At 71.3% G+C, this 18691-nt stretch carries 16 protein-coding genes and 1 riboswitch; of the genes, 8 read left to right on the forward strand and 8 right to left on the reverse strand.

Annotated features, from left to right (window positions below; genetic code table 11):
* Nucleotides 1–14: 14 nt before the first annotated feature.
* From AAF430_23990 to AAF430_24000, 3 genes are read left to right on the forward strand one after another with little or no spacing between them, the layout of a single operon-like run.
* Nucleotides 15–1088, forward strand: coding sequence for a MoxR family ATPase (locus AAF430_23990; GenBank protein ID MEM7413314.1), 1074 nt, complete (start codon nt 15–17; stop codon nt 1086–1088).
* Nucleotides 1043–2071 carry a DUF58 domain-containing protein gene (locus AAF430_23995; protein MEM7413315.1) on the forward strand — a complete coding sequence of 343 codons (1029 nt, stop codon included), beginning with the start codon at nt 1043–1045 and terminating at the stop codon, nt 2069–2071. Before AAF430_23990 ends, AAF430_23995 begins: the two co-directional genes overlap by 46 nt.
* Entirely contained in the window at nt 2068–4206 is a 2139-nt protein-coding gene (locus tag AAF430_24000; GenBank protein MEM7413316.1) for a DUF3488 and transglutaminase-like domain-containing protein, read from the forward strand. Before AAF430_23995 ends, AAF430_24000 begins: the two co-directional genes overlap by 4 nt.
* A gap of 9 nt (nt 4207–4215) precedes the next feature.
* On the opposite strand, the gene AAF430_24005 is transcribed toward AAF430_24000, so the two are convergent.
* The 7 genes from AAF430_24005 to AAF430_24035 all read right to left on the reverse strand — a co-directional run bounded on the left by AAF430_24005 (nt 4216) and on the right by AAF430_24035 (nt 11451).
* Nucleotides 4216–4725, reverse strand: coding sequence for a PilZ domain-containing protein (locus AAF430_24005; GenBank protein ID MEM7413317.1), 510 nt, complete (start codon nt 4723–4725; stop codon nt 4216–4218).
* A gap of 85 nt (nt 4726–4810) precedes the next feature.
* Complete coding sequence (locus AAF430_24010) at nt 4811–5587, reverse strand: 7-carboxy-7-deazaguanine synthase QueE (GenBank protein ID MEM7413318.1); 777 nt, start codon at nt 5585–5587, stop codon at nt 4811–4813.
* 4 nt (nt 5588–5591) lie between these two features.
* On the reverse strand, nt 5592–8381 hold the full coding sequence (locus tag AAF430_24015; protein MEM7413319.1) for a hypothetical protein: 2790 nt from the start codon (nt 8379–8381) through the stop codon (nt 5592–5594).
* A gap of 190 nt (nt 8382–8571) precedes the next feature.
* Nucleotides 8572–9768 carry a hypothetical protein gene (locus AAF430_24020; protein ID MEM7413320.1) on the reverse strand — a complete coding sequence of 399 codons (1197 nt, stop codon included), beginning with the start codon at nt 9766–9768 and terminating at the stop codon, nt 8572–8574.
* Nucleotides 9765–10094, reverse strand: coding sequence for a divalent-cation tolerance protein CutA (gene cutA / locus AAF430_24025; GenBank protein MEM7413321.1), 330 nt, complete (start codon nt 10092–10094; stop codon nt 9765–9767). The genes AAF430_24020 and cutA overlap by 4 nt, the downstream gene beginning before the upstream one ends.
* The gene (locus AAF430_24030) at nt 10091–11239 is read right to left on the reverse strand and encodes a deoxyguanosinetriphosphate triphosphohydrolase (GenBank protein ID MEM7413322.1); all 1149 of its coding nucleotides are present in this window, start codon (nt 11237–11239) and stop codon (nt 10091–10093) included. Before AAF430_24030 ends, cutA begins: the two co-directional genes overlap by 4 nt.
* Complete coding sequence (locus tag AAF430_24035) at nt 11236–11451, reverse strand: hypothetical protein (GenBank protein ID MEM7413323.1); 216 nt, start codon at nt 11449–11451, stop codon at nt 11236–11238. The genes AAF430_24030 and AAF430_24035 overlap by 4 nt, the downstream gene beginning before the upstream one ends.
* 241 nt (nt 11452–11692) lie before the next feature.
* Here AAF430_24035 and AAF430_24040 point away from each other — a divergent pair, with 241 nt between their 5' ends.
* The 5 genes from AAF430_24040 to AAF430_24060 all read left to right on the forward strand — a co-directional run bounded on the left by AAF430_24040 (nt 11693) and on the right by AAF430_24060 (nt 18417).
* Complete coding sequence (locus AAF430_24040; protein MEM7413324.1) at nt 11693–12802, forward strand: alanine--glyoxylate aminotransferase family protein; 1110 nt, start codon at nt 11693–11695, stop codon at nt 12800–12802.
* A gap of 167 nt (nt 12803–12969) precedes the next feature.
* Nucleotides 12970–13139: riboswitch (cobalamin riboswitch) on the forward strand.
* Between the two features lie 124 nt (nt 13140–13263).
* Nucleotides 13264–14070, forward strand: coding sequence for a DUF4465 domain-containing protein (locus tag AAF430_24045; protein ID MEM7413325.1), 807 nt, complete (start codon nt 13264–13266; stop codon nt 14068–14070).
* Nucleotides 14067–14873 (forward strand): PEP-CTERM sorting domain-containing protein, encoded by an 807-nt coding sequence (locus AAF430_24050; protein ID MEM7413326.1) that lies wholly within the window; start codon nt 14067–14069, stop codon nt 14871–14873. Before AAF430_24045 ends, AAF430_24050 begins: the two co-directional genes overlap by 4 nt.
* Complete coding sequence (locus tag AAF430_24055) at nt 14867–16873, forward strand: TonB-dependent receptor (GenBank protein ID MEM7413327.1); 2007 nt, start codon at nt 14867–14869, stop codon at nt 16871–16873. The genes AAF430_24050 and AAF430_24055 overlap by 7 nt, the downstream gene beginning before the upstream one ends.
* Nucleotides 16870–18417 (forward strand): hypothetical protein, encoded by a 1548-nt coding sequence (locus tag AAF430_24060; protein ID MEM7413328.1) that lies wholly within the window; start codon nt 16870–16872, stop codon nt 18415–18417. Before AAF430_24055 ends, AAF430_24060 begins: the two co-directional genes overlap by 4 nt.
* A 21-nt stretch (nt 18418–18438) precedes the next feature.
* Here AAF430_24060 and AAF430_24065 read toward each other — a convergent pair.
* Nucleotides 18439–18691 (reverse strand): dienelactone hydrolase family protein (locus AAF430_24065; protein ID MEM7413329.1); only part of this gene is annotated, 253 nt, incomplete at its 5' end.

Below are 18691 nucleotides of genomic sequence, written 5' to 3' on the forward strand. Positions count from 1 at the left end.
CGTGGACCCGGCTCTTGCCGGCGCGTGAACACGCAGGCGACCGGCTGCGGCTCCAGCAGACGCGCTTTCCGGCCGAAGCAAGCCCGGTGGGCGATGCGATGAGCGACCAGGGGGGCGGCGCAGCCGTTCTGACGACCGAAGCGGCGGCCCAGAAGGCCCAGTCGCTCTGCGACGGCGTCGCGCGGGCGGTGCGCGGGAAGCCCGATGTGGTGCGCCGCGCCGTCGAGACCTTGATCGCCGGCGGCCACCTGCTGCTCGAAGACGTGCCCGGGGTCGGGAAGACGACCCTCGCCCAGGCTTTGGCGCGCTCGATCGATGGTGAGTTCCGGCGCGTCCAGTTCACGAGCGATCTGTTGCCCGCGGACCTGCTCGGGAGCGCGCTCCCCGAGTTTCGCGACGGCGTTCCCACCGGCGAGCTGCGCTTCTCGCCGGGTCCGGTGTTCGGCCACGTGCTGCTCGCCGACGAGATCAACCGGGCGAGCCCAAAGGTGCAGTCGGCCCTGCTCGAGGCGATGGCCGAGGGCTCTGTGACGGCGGATGGACGCACGACTTCGCTGCCCCGCCCGTTCTTCGTGATCGCGACCCAGAACCCCCTCGATCATCACGGCACCCACCCGCTCCCCGAGTCCCAGCTGGATCGCTTCCTGATGCGTTCGGCCATCGGCTATCCCGACCCCGAGGACGAAGCCGCCGTGCTTCGCGAGGACCCGGCCGCGACCGCCCTGCCCCACCTGACCCCGGTGCTCCACCACAGCGAGGTTCTGGAGCTCCAGCGCGTGGCCAGCCAGATCAAGTTCCACGACACGCTCGTTGGCTATCTGCTTGCCCTGCTCACCGAGACCCGCGAACACGAGGCGATTTCGATCGGTGCGTCGCCCCGCGCTGGGATCGCCCTGCGGCGTGCCGCCCAGGCCCGTGCGCTGCTCGATGGTCGCGACTACTGCATCCCGGAAGATGTCCAGGGGCTCGCCGTCGACGTGTTGGCCCATCGGCTCAGCGTCGACGGTCGCGCCGGACAGCCCCTCGCTGCGGAGGAGACCGCGTGCATCCTACGCGAGATCCTGGAACGGACGAGCGTCCCGCTGTAGCGAAGCGGGCACTGGCCCCGCGCTCGTACTTCCAACGCGCGCGCCGGTGGCTCGAACCGCCGCGCCGGCTGCGTCCGACGCGCGCGGGCTGGACCTTCTTCGCGCTGACCTTCGGGATCGGCTTCGCGGCGCTGAACACGGGCAACAACCTGCTCTACCTGGTGCTGGCGCTCATGCTCGCCTTCCTGGTGCTCTCCGGCGTGCTCTCCGAGTCGGCGCTGCGCGGGGTCGCGGTACGCCGCATCCTGCCCCGCGAACTCGGCGCCGAGGCCGATGCCTGGGTGCGCCTCGAGATCCACAACCAACAGAAGCGCGTCGCGGCCTACGCGCTGGCCGTCGAAGACCGGGTTCGTACCGAGACCGGCGAAGAGACCGCCGGCCGCTGCTTCGCCCTGCGCGTCGACCCGGGCACCCACGAAGTCCGCAGCTACCGGCTGCGTCCCGAGCAGCGCGGCGAGCTCGAGTTCCTCGGCTTCGTGGTCTTCACGCGCTTCCCCTTCGGCCTGTTCTCGAAGGCGCTCACCCTCGACGCCCCGGAGCGTGCCCTGGTCTATCCCGCCGTCGACCCGGTGCAGCTGCCCGCGCGGAGGATCGGAGTGGCCGAGAGCGGCGAGCACGCGATGCCCCGCACCGGCGCCGGCGACGAGGTCGAAGGACTGCGCGAGTTCGCGGCCGGCGACGCCTTGCGACGGATCGAATGGCGCACCTCGCTCCGCTCACGCGCGCTATGGGTCCGCGACGCCCAGGAACGCGATGCGGGCGAGGTCGAGGTGCGACTCCATACCGCCTCGCGCGCGCCGGGCGACGCCTTCGAGCGTGACGTGCGCAGCTCGGCCTCGGAGATCTGCGCGCTCCTCGAGGACGGGTTGCGCGTCGGGCTGCGCACCGACCACGACCGCCTCGACGCCGCCGAGGGGCCGGGCCAGCGCCAGCGCTTGCTGGCCTTTCTGGCGCGCGTGTCGCCGGCGGGGGCTTCGGCGTGAGTCGCACCGACTTCCGCGTCGCCGTCCACGAACCGCGCCCGCCCTCGGCCTGGGTGATGGTCACCGTCGCGAGCGCCACGCTGTGGATCACCGAGCAACTCGAACCCTGGGCGATCGCGGCGCAGACGGCCGCGATCCTGCTCTCGCTCTGGCGGCGCAAGAATCCGTTCGCTTGGCAAAGCAACCCATGGCTCCTGAACGTCGGGATGATCGCGATCGTCACCGGCACGATCGCCGTTGCGCTCGGTGGCGGCCCCTCGACGATCGCCTTGGCGAACTTCGCCGCGAGCACCCAGGGCCTGCAGCTGATCGACGCGCGCCCGCGGCGCACCGAGTTCCTGTTGGTCGTGCTCGCGCTCTTCCAGGTCGTCCTGGCCGCGAACCTGACCGACAGCGTGTTCTTCACGCCCCTGCTGGTCCTCTTCGTGTTCGCGACGGTCTGGACGCTGGTGGTCCACACCCTGCGCAGCGAGGCCCTCGAGGCGGGACAGTCCGCCGAGCTCTCGCGTGCCTTCACGCCGGGGCTGCTCCGCACGACCCTGTGGGCATCGGCGTTGAGCGTGATCCTCGCGATGCTGCTCTTCGTGATGCTGCCGCGCCTGCGCTCGAGCGTGGTGCAGGGCCCGGTCGGAGGCCCCAGCGTGGCGACCGCCGGGTTCTCGGACCGGGTGGAGTTCGGGGCCCTCGGCCGCATCCGTCAGGATCCCCGGGTCGTGCTCCGGGTCGAGACCCTCGAAGGCGATCCGGTCCCGATCACCGAGGCCTACTACCGCGGGCTGGCCTTCGATCACTTCGACGGCAAGAGCTGGTCGATCACGCCGCCGAACCGCACGCGGGTGCCGGGCACCGCGGAAGGCGGCGTCAGCCTGGGACCCACCCCCGAAACCGTGGACCTCGTGCAGCGCATCGTGCGGGAGCCCGTAGAGGCGGGGGTACTCTTCCGCGTGGGCGAGCCCCGCGGCGTCCAGGGAACCATCCGAAGACTCGAACGAGACGTGTCGGGCGGGCTCTACGCGGCCAACCAGAGTCAGTCGCGGGTGCGCTACACGGTGCGCAGCTGGCGGACGCGTCCCAGCCTCGACGCCCTGCGCGAGGATCGCGCGGTCGCGCCGCGGGGTCGCGCCGCGCGCCTGCTCTCGCTGCCGCCGCTCGCTCCCGAGGTCGAGGCGCTGGCCCGGCGCATCGTCGCGGAAGCGGCGACCGACGCCGACCGTGCCCGCGCGATCGAGTCCTACCTCGTGCGCGAGGGTCTCTACACCGACGATCCGCCCGAGAGCCAGCCCGAACGCCAGGACGACCCGCGCTCGCCGGTCGAACGCTTCCTGCTCGGAGAACTCGCCGGGCACTGTGAGTACTTCGCTTCGGGCATGGTGCTCCTCGCGCGCGAACTGGAGCTGCCCGCGCGGCTGGTCAACGGCTTCGCCGGCGGCCGCACCAACGCGATCGGAGGGTTCGTCGAGCTCACCCAGAGCGACGCCCATGCCTGGGTGGAGATCCACTACGCCGACGCGGGCTGGGTCCGCTACGACCCGACGCCGCCCGATCTCCGTGCTGCCCCGATCGCGGAACTCTCCCTTCGCGAGCGCATGCGCGACCTCGCCAGCGCCATGGAGCTCTGGTGGTTCCAGCGCGTGGTCGGTTTCGACCGCTCGGATCAGATGAACGCGATGCGACGCGCCTGGCTCGCCTGGCGGGCCCGCTCTAAGGACGGGAGCCGCCCCAAAGCGCGCGCGAAGGGTCAGGCAAACGCTTGGCGCGACGTCTTCGAGCGCCGCGAGGGGCTGGTCGCGGCGGGAGCCCTGGCCGGGATCCTGGCCTGCGGCGTCTGGCTCTGGCGCCGTCGACAGCGCCAGCACCGCGGTCCCCACGCGCGCTACGAACGCGCCCTGCGTCTGCTCGCCCGACGCGGTGTCGTGCGTGCTCCCGAGCAGAGCGCGCGGGCGTACGCCGAGACCGTGACCGTCGCCTTCCCGCGCGAGGTGGCCGACGCCTTCGCTCGCCTGACCGAGGAGTACCTCGCCGAGCGCTTCGGCGAACGCCCGGACGCCGCTGCCGACACCCTGCAGCGCTTCGAAGCGGCGTTGGGACAGGCGCCCCGGACCGCGCGCTCGACCAACGCGCCAAGGGCATCCTGATCCGAGGCCTCAGTCGTCGTCGACGGTCAGGATCTTCCAGCCGCGCCCGACCCGGGCCAGCGCACGCTCGCGCGCGACGTCGAGGGACTCGGCCTCGACCTCGATGCGTCGCGAACGACACCCCGCCACCTCGCGGACGCGGATCCGGAAGCGCGGTGCCGCCGCTGCGCCCTGCGCATCCGAGTCCGACGCGACGGCATCCTCCGCCCCACGGGCCGCGATCTCCTGCAGGAACTGGAAGTAGCGCTCGGGCGCGTTCGAGATCCGTACGCCCACGCCCGCTTTCTCGATCGCCTTCAGGCGGGCGGGCACGTGCTTCTGACGGGCGACTTCGACCTCGAGTTCGACGGACTTGCCGCGCTCGGTCTGCAGCTGCAGCGAGAGACGCTGGCGCAGCTCGGTCTGGGCCGTCGTCTGTACGAACAGCCCGCTCGGCGAGAGGTCGAGCACCATCCCGGTGTAGGACCCCTCGGCGTTCCGCAGCTGACACGGCACGCGTCGCTTGGTTCGGTTCTCCACCCACGGCTGCCCCGGCATGCGTTTCGCCCCCCTGCGCCCCGCCCTGCCACTCGGTTTCGACGGCCTTCGCCGCCGCCTTGAGGATTCAGGCGAGTCCGATCGTCTTGTGGGTCTGGGGGATCGAGCGAACGTCCCGCAGCCCGCCGCGCTCCAGCCGGCGGTGCCACGCCAGCACCTGGTCCGGACGCGGCGCCGCGCGCACGGGCCCGGTGGGCGTCACGGGCTGGAGGATCACGGGGACCGAGGCATCGACCCCGACCACGGCTTCCAGCATGGCATCCAGCTCCGCGTTTTCCGTGGCGGGCGTCACGACCACCTTCACCACCGCCTCGGCAGAGCCGAGGGCCTCACGCAGGAAGGCGGCGTGGGTCGCGTGAAACGCCTCGCGCGCGTCGCGATGCGAGGCGCCTTCGCGTCGCACCTCGCTGGCGAGCTTCCAATCCATCGAGACCACGTCGATCTCCGGGAGCACCTCGGCCAGACCCTCTCGCGCGAGCCCGTGGGTCTCGAGGAATCGCCGCGGGCCCCGGCCCCGCAGGCCGGCCGCCAGCGCCGCGACCGCCTTCGACTGCAAGAGCGGCTCGCCGCCGGTGAAGCTCACGAAGCGGTGCTGCTCGAGCTCGAACCGCTCCAGCCAAGCGAGCACCGTGTCGACCGGGACCGGGTTCTCGAAGGGGTGCTCGGACCCGTCCAGCTCCGTCACGCTTCCGGCGTCGGCGGGCTTCCAGGTGTGCGGGGAGTCGCACCAGCGGCAGCGGAGGTCGCAGCGGCCGAAGCGGACGAACACGGTCGAGGCGCCGACGTGGATGCCCTCCCCCTGGATCGAGGAGAACACCTCGACGAGATTCGCCGTCGCAGCCAAGCGGTCAGCCTTCGACGATGGAGCGCCCCATCGCGATCTCCGTGATCAGCTCATCGAAGCGACCGCTCTCGCCGTGGAGTCCGTGCACACGCATGCGGGCCACGTGGTCGTCGTCAGCGAGGCCTTCGATCCAGGCATGCTTCGACGACAGATGCGCCGTCATCGACCCGAGGTCGAGGCCGCGCTTCGCCCGCGAGTCGTCCCCGGACAGGATCACCAGATCCTGCTCGGGGCGCGTCACCAGCGAGAGCTGCGACTCGTAGCGCTCGCGCGCGATCCGCGCGGCCAGGTGCAGATCGAGAGGCTCGGGCACCTCGAGCACGACCATCGACAGGCCACCGAAGTGCACCAGCCGGAAGTCGCGCTCGGAGACGTACGCCAGCTCGGGCGGCAGCGGCGGTTCCGGGTTGTCGGCCACGACCTTCGCGAGGTCCGACGGTCGACCCGCCAGCAGCGGCTCGATCTCGGCCCTGCGGTCGCCCGGGCGCGCGGCGATGTCCTGGGCGCGCTGCCACCACCAGCGGCCCCAACGCTCGTAGTCGTGCTGGGTGAACCGGCCGGTGATGAGCTCGACCAGCTTGTCCGAGAAGCGGCTGCGTCGGGTCCGCCCCGAGATCACCGCCGACAGCGACGAGTCGCTGCCCGGCTCCACGTGGACATGGTCCTCACCGAGCGCCGCACGCAGCGACACGAGGTCTTCCGGCGGCCAATCGTGATGGTCGTACCAGTCGAGCCGTCCGCGGTAGAGGCTCACCGTCTGGATCGTGTCCCGGGTCGGCGGCGATGCCGCGAAGCCCACCAGGAAGATCGGCGTCTGGTCCTTCAGCTCCGTTGCCGTCCCGCGGAAGAAGGTCATCAGGTCGGACTGGGGATAGACCCAGAAGCTCTCGACCAGGCGGACGTCCCGGGCCAGCACCACCGCCGTGAGCACCGACACCGGATCCGCGTGCGCCAGGAACGCGGCCCGGCGTCGCGGAGCCGGCGGCGGCTCCTCGGGCTTCGCCGTGCGGGCGCGCCGGCGCTGCTCGCGCTGCTGCCGTGCACGGTCGGCTTCGTCGTCGCCCTCCTCGGCGTCGTCCTCGTCCTCGTAGGCCGCGGTGACCGCCTCTTCGGGATCGGGCGCTTCCTCGTCGAGGGGCGCCAGCGTCTCGTCGTCGTCGGTCTCTACGACTTCTTCATCGTCGGGTTCGCTTGGGGCGGTTCGAGGACCCGAGTCGTCGCGACCGTCGTCGCCCCCTTCGCGGGAGCGTTCACCCCGCGCGCTCTCTCCGCCGCGTCCGCGCCGTCCACGGCGCCGGCCCCGGCTCCGGCGACGCCGGCCGTCGCCGTCTTCCCGCGCCTCTGCCGGAGAGCCACCCTCGTCGTCGAGGTCGAAGAGCGAGACTTCCTCGAAGCGGCCGCCTTCGCGTTCGGAAGCACCGTCCGCCTCCGAGGCGGCGGGCGCGTCGCCATCGCTGGCCGCGGCGGCGGCTGCGCCGTCGCCCGCGCGCGAGCGTCCTCCGCGCGACCCGCGCGAGCGACGCGACCGACCCCGCGGCCGCTCCTCGCGATCGTCGCGGTTTTCACGCGAGCGTTCCTCGCGCGCTTCGCGCGGCGGCTGGGGTGCCTCGGCGATGGCCTCGCCGAGCACCGGCCGCGGGCGCGGCTCCAGGGTCCACTCGCCCCCGCGACGCGTGCGCGCGTCGAAGAAGGCGATCTCGGTGCCGAGCGCGGCGCTCGCTTCGAGGGCAATCGGTTCGAACTCCTGCGCGGCCAGCACCAGACGCGGCGGACCCGCCGACAAAGCCAGGCCGGCTTCGCGGGCGAGATGGGCCGCCACCTCGGGTGCGAGCGCGGCGCCGTCGAGGATCTCCGCGAGCTCGGTCAGGCCGAGCCGCTCCCGGGAGGCGCCGATGGTGATGCGCCCCTCGGCGTCGATCCCCACCCAGTCGATGGGCTCGCCCTCGAGCTGGGCAATCGGCCACAGGGCGCGGGCCACGACGGGCTGGGCCCGCTCGAGGATCGGCGCGAGGGCCGAACGGATCGCCGCTTCAGAGCCCCGCAAACGCCGGTCGTTCAGGAGCTTGCGGATCAACCCTTCGAGTCGATCCAGAGCGGTGGCGAGGTTCTCACCCGCACCCACCGGCAGGGAGGCGCGTTCGGGCTGGTAGACCTCGATGTTGACGCCGCCCGGCTCGGCCACGAGCGACGCACAGCGCCGCGCCAGGACCACCAGGTCCACCTGGCCGTCGGCGCCGCGGAGCGCCCCACCGTGCTTCGCCGCGAGCCCCTCGAGGCCCGCCAGCGCACGCCCGAAGGCCTCGCGGTCCCCACCGCGCTCGAGGCGCTGGGCCACCTGGGCCGGTGTCTGCAGCGGCGCGCCGGCCGTTTCCGGCGCCACCGACACCGGTTCCGTCGCGAGCGCGCTCGCGGTCAGGGACGTAAGCGGGAGCGGTGATTCCAGCAGTGCCAGCCGACGGCGATCGGCCACGCTCCAATCGGGAGCGACCGCGAACAGCCGGGGGGCCGGAGCGTCTTCCTGGCTTCGGCGCGATCCGAGCGCCAGGGCCGCGAGCGCCGCGTCCGCGCCGCGTTCGGGGGCGAAGGCGACACCGATTGCCTGGCCCGACGTGTCCTCGCCCACACCGAGTGCGGCGAAGTGTTCCGGCAGCCCCTCGATCTCGAGGGGTTCGAGATTCGCGGCGGGCACGGCCCCGACCTCGACGATCCGCGCCATCCAGTGGGCCGCGTCGATCGGCTGGGGAGTTCCTTCCGAGTTGCCGCGGCGTCGACCGCGACCGAAGCGTCGCTTCATGATCCATCCTCAGCGCGCTCCGCCAGGCAGCAGGCGGGAGCGCAGCGCAGCGCCGGCCACCGGGGCGAGCGGGCGCTGGCAAGCGCGCGGCGACTCGGTCCTCGGGGCGGCGACAGTGGGACGCCCTGCCACCGACGCGAGCGAGCTGCGAGCGCGGTGATCGGGCGGTTCAGGGGGGAACGCGAGTCCGTCATGCGGACTCTCCGGAGCTGGGCGACGCGTCGTCCGCGTCTTCGCCCTCACGCGCCCGCTGGAGGGCGGGCGCGAGGAGTCGTTCGAGCAAGCGGCGCGCCGTGGCACGCTGCGGAAAGGCGTCGTCCCGAAAGCCGGCGGCGACGGCCAGCGCGATGCGGGCGTCGTCGGTCTCGCCCTGCTTCCACCAGACGTAGGCCGTCTCGTCGAAGCGATGCGCCATGCGTTCGCGCTCGTCGGCATCGTAGATCTCGTCGAGCCCGCGCTCGAGCGCCGCATCGATCTGTTCTTCGCGTGCCGCTTCACTGACCACCACGACGCCCTTGCCGATCTCGCTGAGCGCGTCGATCAGCGACTGCACCCGCTCGAGACGCGGCGGCCACGGGCCGACCTGTCCGGTCTCGATCCAACCGTCGAGGGTCTCGCGATCGACGGACTCCGCGGCGTCGAGGGCGGCCACGGCCTGGGCGCCGGGTGTCGCCGTGTCCGCGGGCACGTCGGTCAACCGACTCCGCCATTCGGCGAAGGTGCGCGGCGCGGGACGCTCACCCGACTGCTGGCCGGCCACCCGTCCGATCAAGGCCTGGAGCGAAGCGCGCTCCACCTCGATCGTGGCCCACGGCTTGCGGCGCTCGCTGTCGCGGAGGAACTTGCGCGCGCGCGAACGGCCGGTCTCGTAGACATCGAAGTCGACGACCCCCCGAGCCTCGTCGAGCGCCAGCTCGAAGAGCCGCACGCCGCCGCCGGGCCGATCGGTCGCCAGGTAGGCCAGGCGGACCCCCTGCGGGTCGAGGGCGGTGATCCGCGCTTCGTCGACCGCGTCTTCGACGGGCGCCAACGTCGCGACCGTCTTCTTCGTCTCGGCCGGCGCCGCGACGGCTACGCCCTGGGATCGCAAGCGGTGGAGCACGCGACGCAGCGCCTTTCGCGCCGGCTTGGGCAGCGCGGCCGGGTCGAACGAGAGTACGGTCGACGCCAGCTCGGGCTCTTCCGCCCATGCCAGCGCGAGTTCGGCGCCCGCCTCGGGCTCCTGACTGAGCAGCCAACCGAGGAGCTCCTGTGCCTGGTCCGCGCTCAGGTTGTGCGCCAACTGGCCGGGATCGCCGTTCGCCGGACGAATCACGTCAGCGAGCGCGCCGAGCTCACTCGCCGCGCGCTCGAGGGCTTCGGGAAGCCCGATGTCGCTGCCGCTCATCCGGTCGATTCCGTTCTGATCCAGTCGAGATAGCCTGCGCTGCCCCCCTCGATGGGGAGCGCGATCACCTCGGGTAGCTCGTAAGGATGGAGGTCCTTCACCCGGGCCGCCACCGCGTCCACCTGGGCCGCCGTGGTCTTCAGGATCAGCAGGACCTCCGCGTCCACCTGGACCTCTCCCTCCCAGCGATAGATGGATTCCAGCCCCGGAACGACGTTTGCGCAGGCGATCCGGGCCTCGGACACCAGGGTGCGGGCGAGCTGGCGCGCCACCTCCAGATCGGGCGCGGTGACGAGCACCACGCGGGCGTCCGAGGGGGTCGTCACGCGCCACCCCCCAGTCGGGCGTGCTCCTCGAGCGCGAACCGATCCGTCATGCCCGCGATGTAGTCCGACACGCAACGGTGTTCCCCGTCGAGCGTGAACCGGGCGCGCACCCCACCGGGGAGCTGATTCCCGTCGGCCGTGTAGGCCGCGAACAGGTGACGCATCACCGGCTCGGCAGTCGCGTTGCGTTCCCGAACGTGCGCGTGGTGATAGAGGTGCTCCCGGAGGTAGTTCTTGAGCGCCGCGAACGCGTGCGCCAAGCCGGTTCCGAGGCCCACCCAGCGCGACTCGGTCGCGCGCACGGCGTCGACGTTCTGGGGCGGATGCTCCGACAGCCGCCCTCCGGTGCTCTCGATCAGGTCGGTCGACAGCTGGTTGATGAGTCCGCCGATCGTGAGCGAGCGCAACACGCCCGCAGGAGCGTCCGGGTGCGCGCGGCGCATCTCCGCGGCCATCTCCTTCCAGAGCGGCACCGCATCCAGCGCGTCGACGGTCAAGATTCCCGAGCGCAGCCCATCGTCGAGATCGTGTCCGGTGTAGGCGATCTCGTCGGAGTGGTCGGCGATCTGCGCCTCGAGACACGGCTGCCGCGTGGCGTCGGGCACCTCGACGGGGTGCTCCCAGTGACAGCCATGCTTGAGGATGCCCTCGCGGGTCTCGTAGCTCAGGTTGAGACCCGGGAAGCTCGCGTAGCGCGCCTCGAGCCAATCGACGATGCGGAGACTCTGGCGGTTGTGGTCGAAGCCCCCGTGATCCGTCATCAACTCGGCGAGCACGCGCTCACCGGCGTGACCGAAGGGCGTGTGGCCGAGGTCGTGGGCCAGCACGATCGCCTCGGCGAGTTCCTCGTTCAGGCGCAGGGCGCGGGCGATCGTCCGCGAGATCTGGCTCGCTTCGAGAGTGTGGGTGAGGCGATTGCGCAGGTGATCGCCCTCGTGGAAGACGAACACCTGGGTCTTGTACTCGAGCCGTCGGAACGCGCGCGAATGGACGATGCGATCACGGTCGCGCGCGAAGGCCGTCCGGTAGGGGTGCTCCGACTCGACATGCAGACGTCCGCGCGACGCGGCGCTGTGAACGGCCCAGGGCGCGAGCCGATCGCGCTCCTCCCGCTCGTAGGCCAGTCGGTCGCGGAGCGCCGTCACCGCGCTGCCGACTCGTTGTCGGCCTCGCGCAGGACGGCGTCGAGACGTTCGCGCGAAGCGGCGTCGATGTCGTCGAGAGGCGGACCTTCGGGGCCACCCGAGCCGGTACCGAGGGCCCAGAGGGCGACCCCGAGCGCCACCGCGCCCAGGCCCCAGGCCGCCCAACGCGGGAAACCGGATCGGTCGTTTCCAGATTGGCGAGCGCGCGGCATGCCTTCCTTCTTGCGCCCAGCTCCACTGCGCCCGGAGCGTCCCGCACCACCGCACCGCGGTGCGACGCCCGAGGGTTCGAGGGCCGCGCGTGGGTCGGTCGGAGATCGAGCCGAGGCTGGAGCTGCGGTCGGAACCGGGGGGCAAGAGCGAAGGTGTCCTAGCCCCGGAAGCGTGTCAAACCCCTGCCAGCGCGACGAATTATCGCGCCCCGCGCACGACCGTCACGGCTAGACTGCCGCCATGAGCGCCCGCCTCCCCCGACGCTTGCTGCTCGGCCCCGGCCCCTCGAACGTGCACCCGCGGGTCCTCGAAGCGATGTCGCAGCCGCTGGTCGGCCACCTCGACCCCGCCTTCCTCGGGCTGCTCGATCAGGTGCAGGCCGATCTGCGCCTGCTCTTCGGCACCGAGAACCCGTTCACGCTCCCGCTTTCCGCGACCGGAAGCGCGGGGATGGAAGCCTGTCTCGTGAATCTGCTCGAACGCGGAGATCGGCTGCTCGTGGGCGTCTCTGGCGTCTTCGGCGAGCGCATGTGCGAGGTCGCCCGACGCGCAGGAGCCGAGGTCTCACGCGTCGACGCCGAGCCCGGCACGCCCCTGGATCCAGACGCCATGGCCGAGGCCCTGCGGCGCGTCCGGCCGAAGGTCGTCGCCTTCGTCCACGCGGAGACCTCCACCGGGGTGTGCCAGCCGGTGGAACCGATCGCCGACGCCGCCCGCGAAGTGGGGGCGCTCGTCGTGCTCGACTGCGTGACGTCGCTGGCCGGGCTGCCGGTCGAGCTCGACCGCTGGGGCGTCGCCGCCGCGTACTCCGGCACCCAGAAGTGTCTCTCCTGCCCGCCTGGGCTGTCTCCCGTGAGCTTCAGCGACGCGGCCCTCGAGGTGGTTCGCGAGCGGCAGCAACCGGTCCAGAGCTGGTTCCTCGACACGGGTCTTTTGGCCGGGTACTTCGGGGGCGAGCGCGTCTACCACCACACCGCGCCCGTGACCGCGGTGATGGGCCTCGCCGAGGGCCTGCGCCTCGTACTCGAGGAGGGGCTCGATGCGCGCACGGCGCGACACCGAACGGCGGCGGAGCAGCTGATCGACGGTGTCGGCGAGCTCGGCTTCGAGCCCCTCGTCGACGAGGACTACCGACTGCCGATGCTCACCACCCTGCGCCTGCCCGCGGCCGTGCGAAAGGCGGGTGAGGCCGAGCTCCGCCGCAGCCTCCTCGACCGCTACGGCATCGAGGTCGGCGGTGGGCTCGGGAAGCTCGCCGGGCAGATCTGGCGAGTCGGCCTGATGGGCGAAAACGCCCGTGTGATCAACGTCGAAGCCCTGCTCTTCGCGCTTCGGCGCGAGCTCGGCTAGCGCACCGCTTCCTCGCCTCGCAGGACGCCCTGGTTGACTGGCTCTGGCCTCCTGGGGTATCAAGCTCCGCACAATCGAATAGAACTCGGAGAGGGTGTTCTCCCTGCGACACGCGGGTGCGTGAAGCAAGGGGACGGCGCTCCCCGCCGGGCTCGGGACCTTCGGGTATACGGGCCATGGCAGAGGGCGCTGCGGGAAGCCGGTGAGAATCCGGCGCGAGCCCGTCGCTGTGACCGGGGACGAACGTCGCACGATGCCACTGGCCATTCCGGCCGGGAAGGCGCGGCGCTCGGCTGATCCGGGAGCCAGAAGACCGGCCCTCTCCGCTGGCCTGCTCTTCTTCGGGGCACGAGAAGACTCGCCGCGCGTGGCAACAGCCGCGCGCGCCGTTCTCTCGCCCACGTTCCGGATGGAGCGGGCCTCCCGAACCGGCGCTCGACTGCAGCGCCACGGAGGATCCGATGCTGTCCAAGTACCTGGGAACCGTTGTCACGTTCGTTGCCCTGTTGCCCCTCACCGCGAGCGCTGTAGGCGTCATCGACTTCGAGGACGTCGGCGGCGGCTTGGCCCCTCAGAGCTTCTACAACGGCTCGGATGGCGCGGGCGGCTTCAGCAGTGGTGGAGCGGACTTCACCAACTCCTTCACCGATTTCGGGGGCGGTTTCGTCGGCTGGGACGGCTTTGCCTACTCGAACGTGGTGGATACGACCACGCCAGGCCTTGCGAACCAGTACGCCGCCTTCCCCGGCTCCGGGGTCGGGTCCAGCGCGAGCTACGGCGTCGCGTTCCCGAGTGGCTCGGGCTTGCCCGGCGTGTCGACGATTACCCTCTCGAGTCCGCAGCCGGTCTCGGGCGGCTATTTCACCAACACCACCTACGCCGCCCTCTCGATGATGACCGGAGACACGTTCGCGAAGCAGTTCGGGGGACCGAGCGGGAACGATCCGGACTTCTTCCTGCTCGAGATCCTGGGCTACGACGCCGCGGACCAGCAGACGGGCAGCGTGCCGTTCTACCTGGCCGACTATCGGTTCGCGGACAATGCGCTCGACTACATCGTCGACGAGTGGGTCTGGGTGGACCTGGCGGGCCTCGGCAACGTCTCGCGCCTCGAGTTCGTGGTGAGCGGCAGCGACGTCGGGGGCTTCGGGCTGAACACCCCTGCGTACTTCGCCCTCGATGACCTCACGTTCGTGCCCGAGCCCAGCACCGCCGCCCTGCTCGGTCTCGGCCTGGCGTTGCTCGCGGCGCGCCGGCGCTCCTCGTGACCGGGGCAAGGTTCCTGGCGGCGAGCCTCGCGCTCGCCGCCGCGGGCGGTCCGTCATCCCCGGCGCACGCCGGCTTCGACGATCCCGGGCTCCTGCCCTCGGAGATGGTCGCGTGGGCGACGGGTGTCGACGAGACCGTGCGCGGTCCCCAGGACATCGCCAACCCCACCGGCCCACTCGCCAGTCTGGGCATGCCCGTGATGGCGCTCGGGCCGGCGGCCTTCGACAACATGGATGTCGTCTCCCTGGGAGACGGTGGCCACATCACCGTCACCTTCGATGAGCCCATCGTCGACCTCGAGGGCGACGACTTCGCGGTGTTCGAGAACGGCTTCTTCTCGGGGCCGGGGCTCTTCGCGGAGTTCGCTTTCATCGAGGTCTCGAGCGACGGCGTCTCCTTCGCGCGTTTCCCCTCGGAGACGCTGAACATGACGCCGGTGCCGTCCTTCGCAGTCATCGATCCCTTCGACTACGACTTCGCAGGCGACCAGCCGCTGGGTCTCGGCACGGGCTTCGACCTGGCCGACCTGGCGGGAGATCCGCTGGTCGTCGCCGGGACGGTGGACCTCTTCGACGTGGCCTTCGTGCGGGTGGTCGATGTCGTCGGCAACGGATCGACCGTCGACGCGTTCGGGGCCCCGGTCTACGACCCTTACCCGACGGCGTTCCCGTCGGGCGGGTTCGACCTGGACGCGGTGGGCGTCGTCCACCCGCTGCCCGAGCCCGGCGCCGCAACGGGGCTCGCTGCGAGCGGGCTGGTCCTGCTCGTGCTGCATGGGCGGCGTCGCATCCGCGGGTGCTAGCGCGCGTCCGGCGCCGGCTCCGGGACGGGCCTCTCGTCGTCCTCCTCCTCGGGCTGCCTCTCGCAGGCACGGCCCAGGCGCCCGAGGAGGAGCTCCGCGACGAAGAGCCCGTCGGTGAGATCGTGGTACGGGGCGTGCGGCCCGGCGCGCTCCCCCGCGTTCCCACGGCGTCGAGCGACATCGTGGAGACCGACGACTTCGAGGCCGAGAACAAGACCCTCGCCGAGCTGCTCGACGGGCTGAGTGGCGTTCGGGTACGGCGCTTCGGCGGACGCGGCGAGGCGGCCGAGCTCTCGATCCGGGGATCGACCGCGAACCAGGTGGTCCTCACCCTGGACGGCGTGCCCGTCAACAACGCCCTCACGGGCCTCGCCGACCCGAACGACTATTGCCTGCCGCAGGTGGAGAGGGTCGCGGTGACACGAGGCGCGGGATCCTCTCAGGTCGGGAGTGGCGCGATCGGCGGCGTGATCGATCTCACCACCCGGTCGACGAGCGATGCGCCCACGACGGCGGTCACCTTCTCGGGAGGCGCCTTCGACACCTACGAGGGTTCGATCCGCCACGCGCGACCCCTCGGCGAGCTGGGGCTCCAGCTCGGCTACTGCGGCCTCACGACCGAGGGCGACTTCGAGTTCGCGCGGCCGACCCAGGTGGTGGCCGGTATCCCCATCGAATTCGAACCCGACGTCGCGACCCGGCTGAACAACGACCGGGTCCGCCACGGCGGGAACCTGGCACTCTCACATCCGCTCGGCATCGGCGAGCTTCGCCTGCGCAGCCTGTTCTCCTACGTCGACGGGGGGGCACCCGGCATCGACTCGGGGAATGGCCCCACCGCAGGGCAGGCGCTGGAAGCGCGCCGGCGCAACTGGTCCGCGCTGACCATCGCCGATTGGGAGGGCGTCGGCTTCCTGGAGGACACGCCGCTCCTCCGCGCGCATCACCGCTTCGAGGAACTGCGCTTCGAGAACCCCATGCCGGCACTCGGTGCCCCCATCGACACCCGCGCGCGCGTGCAGACCTACGGCGTCCAGGCGAGGGACGAGTGGGAGCCCCGGGTGCTCGGCAACGCACAGCACTTCCGCATCTTCGCCGACGGGACCCGGGACGAGCTGCGCGACGCCGACCAACGCAACCGACAACGCAACCGCGGCGGCGTCGGCACAGAGTCGACGCTGCGGGCGCTGAAGGAGCGTGTCGTCCTGTCCGCGAGTGTCCGCCTCGATGGCGCCGACGGCTTCCGCAGGGCTTGGCTCCCGAGCGGAGGCCTCGCTGTGACGCCCGTGCCTTGGCTCCGCCTGCGCGGAAACGTGTCTCGTGCGTACCGCGTGCCGAACTTCAACGAGCTCTTCCTGCCGGATCAGGGGTTCATCCGAGGCAACCCGAACCTCGAGCCCGAGGACGCGATCAACGCCGACGTCGGCGCGGAGTTCCTGCTCGAAGCGCTCGGTCCGCTGCGCCGGGTGCGTCTCCGTGCGGCGCTCTTCCGGCGCGAGATCGAGGAGTCGATCGTGTGGGTGCTGGTGAGTCCGTTCACCGTGGCGCCCATCAACACGGGCGATGCCACGGTCGAGGGAATCGAACTCTCCGGTTCGGTCTCCCTGTCACGTTTTCTCACGGTCTCAGCCCAGCACACGCACATCGATTCGGAGCGGGACGAGACCGGCAAGGAGCTCCCCGGACAACCCGAGTTCGAGACCTTCGGCCGGGTCGAGGTCGGCTTCCCGGACGTGGTGAAGCTCGTGGGCGAAGTGCAGGACACGGGCGAAATCCTCGTGAACGAGGGCGGCGGACGTCGCCTGCCCGCGCGCACGGTCTGGAACGCCAGTGTCTCGCTGAACCTCGCCGCCTGGTCTCCCCTGCAACGCTTCACGCGCGCACGCAGCCTGTGGGTCTTCTTCGAGATCGACAACATCGGCGACGTCGCCGTGCGCGACAGCCTCTCGTTTCCCCAGCCCGGACGGAACGCGAGCGCCGGCTTCGAGGCCCGCTGGTGAGGTGGGCCCTCCTCCAGCGCGCGCGGCCCGGCGCCGCCCTCGCCCTCGCTGCGCTCGTCGCACTCGGTTGTGAGGGATCCGGCAGCAGCGGCGGCGGACTCGAGGTCTCGAACGAGCCGATCGCGCCGAACTGCACCCCCTTTGCCTCCCAGTTCCCTTCCGGCATGGTGCTGCTCGCGTCGGGTCGCGCGATCGCCTCTCAAGATCGGCCGGAGGCACTGCTCTCCTTCGACCTCGAGGGCAATGCCCCGGCGCTCCGCGCTGTCGACACGATTGGACCCGACAGCGACCTCGACGGGGTGGACGACCGCCTTGGGAACCCGATCGGGCTGCCCATCGCCCCGCGCCTGGGAGAGCTCAATCTCGCGCCCGACGGCACCGCCCTGCTGTCGACCAGCAACTATGAGCAGGTGCTGCTGCGCTGGACGTCTCCACTCGGTCCGCGCCTGATCGAGATTGCGACGCCTCTGGGCCTCGACGTGTTCTACCCCGGACTCCCGGCGCCAGGCGGCTCCTCCATGCGCGCCGGGGTCTCGACCCTCGCCTGCGTGTCGCCGCCGGACCCCTTCGACTCCGGCGGCCAGGCGATCGGTGCCAGCTGCAATCCCAGCGCGCCGAGTTTCCTCACGAGCTTCACCGCGGGAGCGGCGGTCGTCGGCGGGCACCTGTTCGTCGCCACCTCGAACCTGGACGTCTTCGTGGACCGCTTCCGCCCCGGGACCGTGCTCGTCTACGACTGGGACGACACCGGTCCGCTGCTGCGCGTCGCGCCCGACGCGGCAACGCCCGTGCTCTTCACTACCGCGTTCAACCCCACGAGCGTCGCCCCCTTCACCACGCCCGGCGGACGCAACCTCGCGCTGGTGACCGCCACGGGGTCGATCGGCGCCGGCGTGGGAACCTCCAACGTGCGCACGGAAGGAGCCGTCGACGTGATCGACGCCGACACACTGCGCATCGTGGCCACCATTCCGCTCGGATTCGCCGGGCCCTCCTACGATCCGGTGGCGATCGACCCGAGTGGCTCGGTCGCGCTCCTCGGGGCGACCTCGACCCGCCATCTCTTCGCCATCGATCTGCGCCCACTCGACGATCCAAACCTGTATCTCGGCGGGCCACCGGTCGTGCTCGATGGGCTGAGCGTCGGCTTCCCCGACGCGCGCATCTTCGACGCCGACCGACCCCTCGTGCTGCCGGACCGCCCCGATGGTGCGCCGGCCGTGGAATGCGACGGCTTCACCTTCACCGCCTGGAACGACGCGGGCGACGCGGCCTTCGCGACGGACTGGTGCGACGGCACGATCAGCACCCTGCGCGTCACGATCGCGCCGAGCGATCCCGTGCCCTTCCCGCGCGACCGGTTCGAAGTGACCGGACGGCTCGACTCCTTCGCGACGAGGCTGTCGCTGGGGCTGCTCCGGGCGCCGTCGCGTCCGCGCGTACGTCCCGGCATGCCGGGCATCGACTACCGCGGACCCGACGTCTTCGTGCTGATCGGCGACCCAGACGCGCAGATCTGTGCGCTGCGGATCGAGTCGCCGTAGCGAGAAGCAGCGCGCGATCGCCTAGAGCGCCTCGCCGAACAGCGCCTTCACCCGCGTCCACGCATCCGCCGCGGCTTCCTTCTGATAGGTGCCGCGCTGGTCACAGAAAAAGCCGTGATCGGCGCCGGGGTAGACGACCACCTCGGAGTCCACGTTCCCCGAGCCCAGGGCCGACTTGATCGTGGCGACCTGGTCTTCGGGGATCATGCCGTCCTCGGCGCCGAACAGGCAGACGATCTTGCCGCGGATCTTCGGCGTGCGGCTCACCGTCGAC

This window comes from Myxococcota bacterium, assembly GCA_039030075.1.
In the GTDB taxonomy this organism is placed as follows: Bacteria; Myxococcota_A; UBA9160; order UBA9160; family SMWR01; genus JAHEJV01.

Bases quoted from the DNA above. Each gene is read 5' to 3' on its own strand.
- AAF430_24035 (MEM7413323.1), bottom strand. From the start codon at position 11,451: ATGCCGCGCGCTCGCCAATCTGGAAACGACCGATCCGGTTTCCCGCGT.
- AAF430_24040 (MEM7413324.1), top strand. From the start codon at position 11,693: ATGAGCGCCCGCCTCCCCCGACGCTTGCTGCTCGGCCCCGGCCCCTCG.
- AAF430_24015 (MEM7413319.1), bottom strand. From the start codon at position 8,381: ATGAAGCGACGCTTCGGTCGCGGTCGACGCCGCGGCAACTCGGAAGGA.
- AAF430_24045 (MEM7413325.1), top strand. From the start codon at position 13,264: ATGCTGTCCAAGTACCTGGGAACCGTTGTCACGTTCGTTGCCCTGTTG.
- AAF430_24020 (MEM7413320.1), bottom strand. From the start codon at position 9,768: ATGAGCGGCAGCGACATCGGGCTTCCCGAAGCCCTCGAGCGCGCGGCG.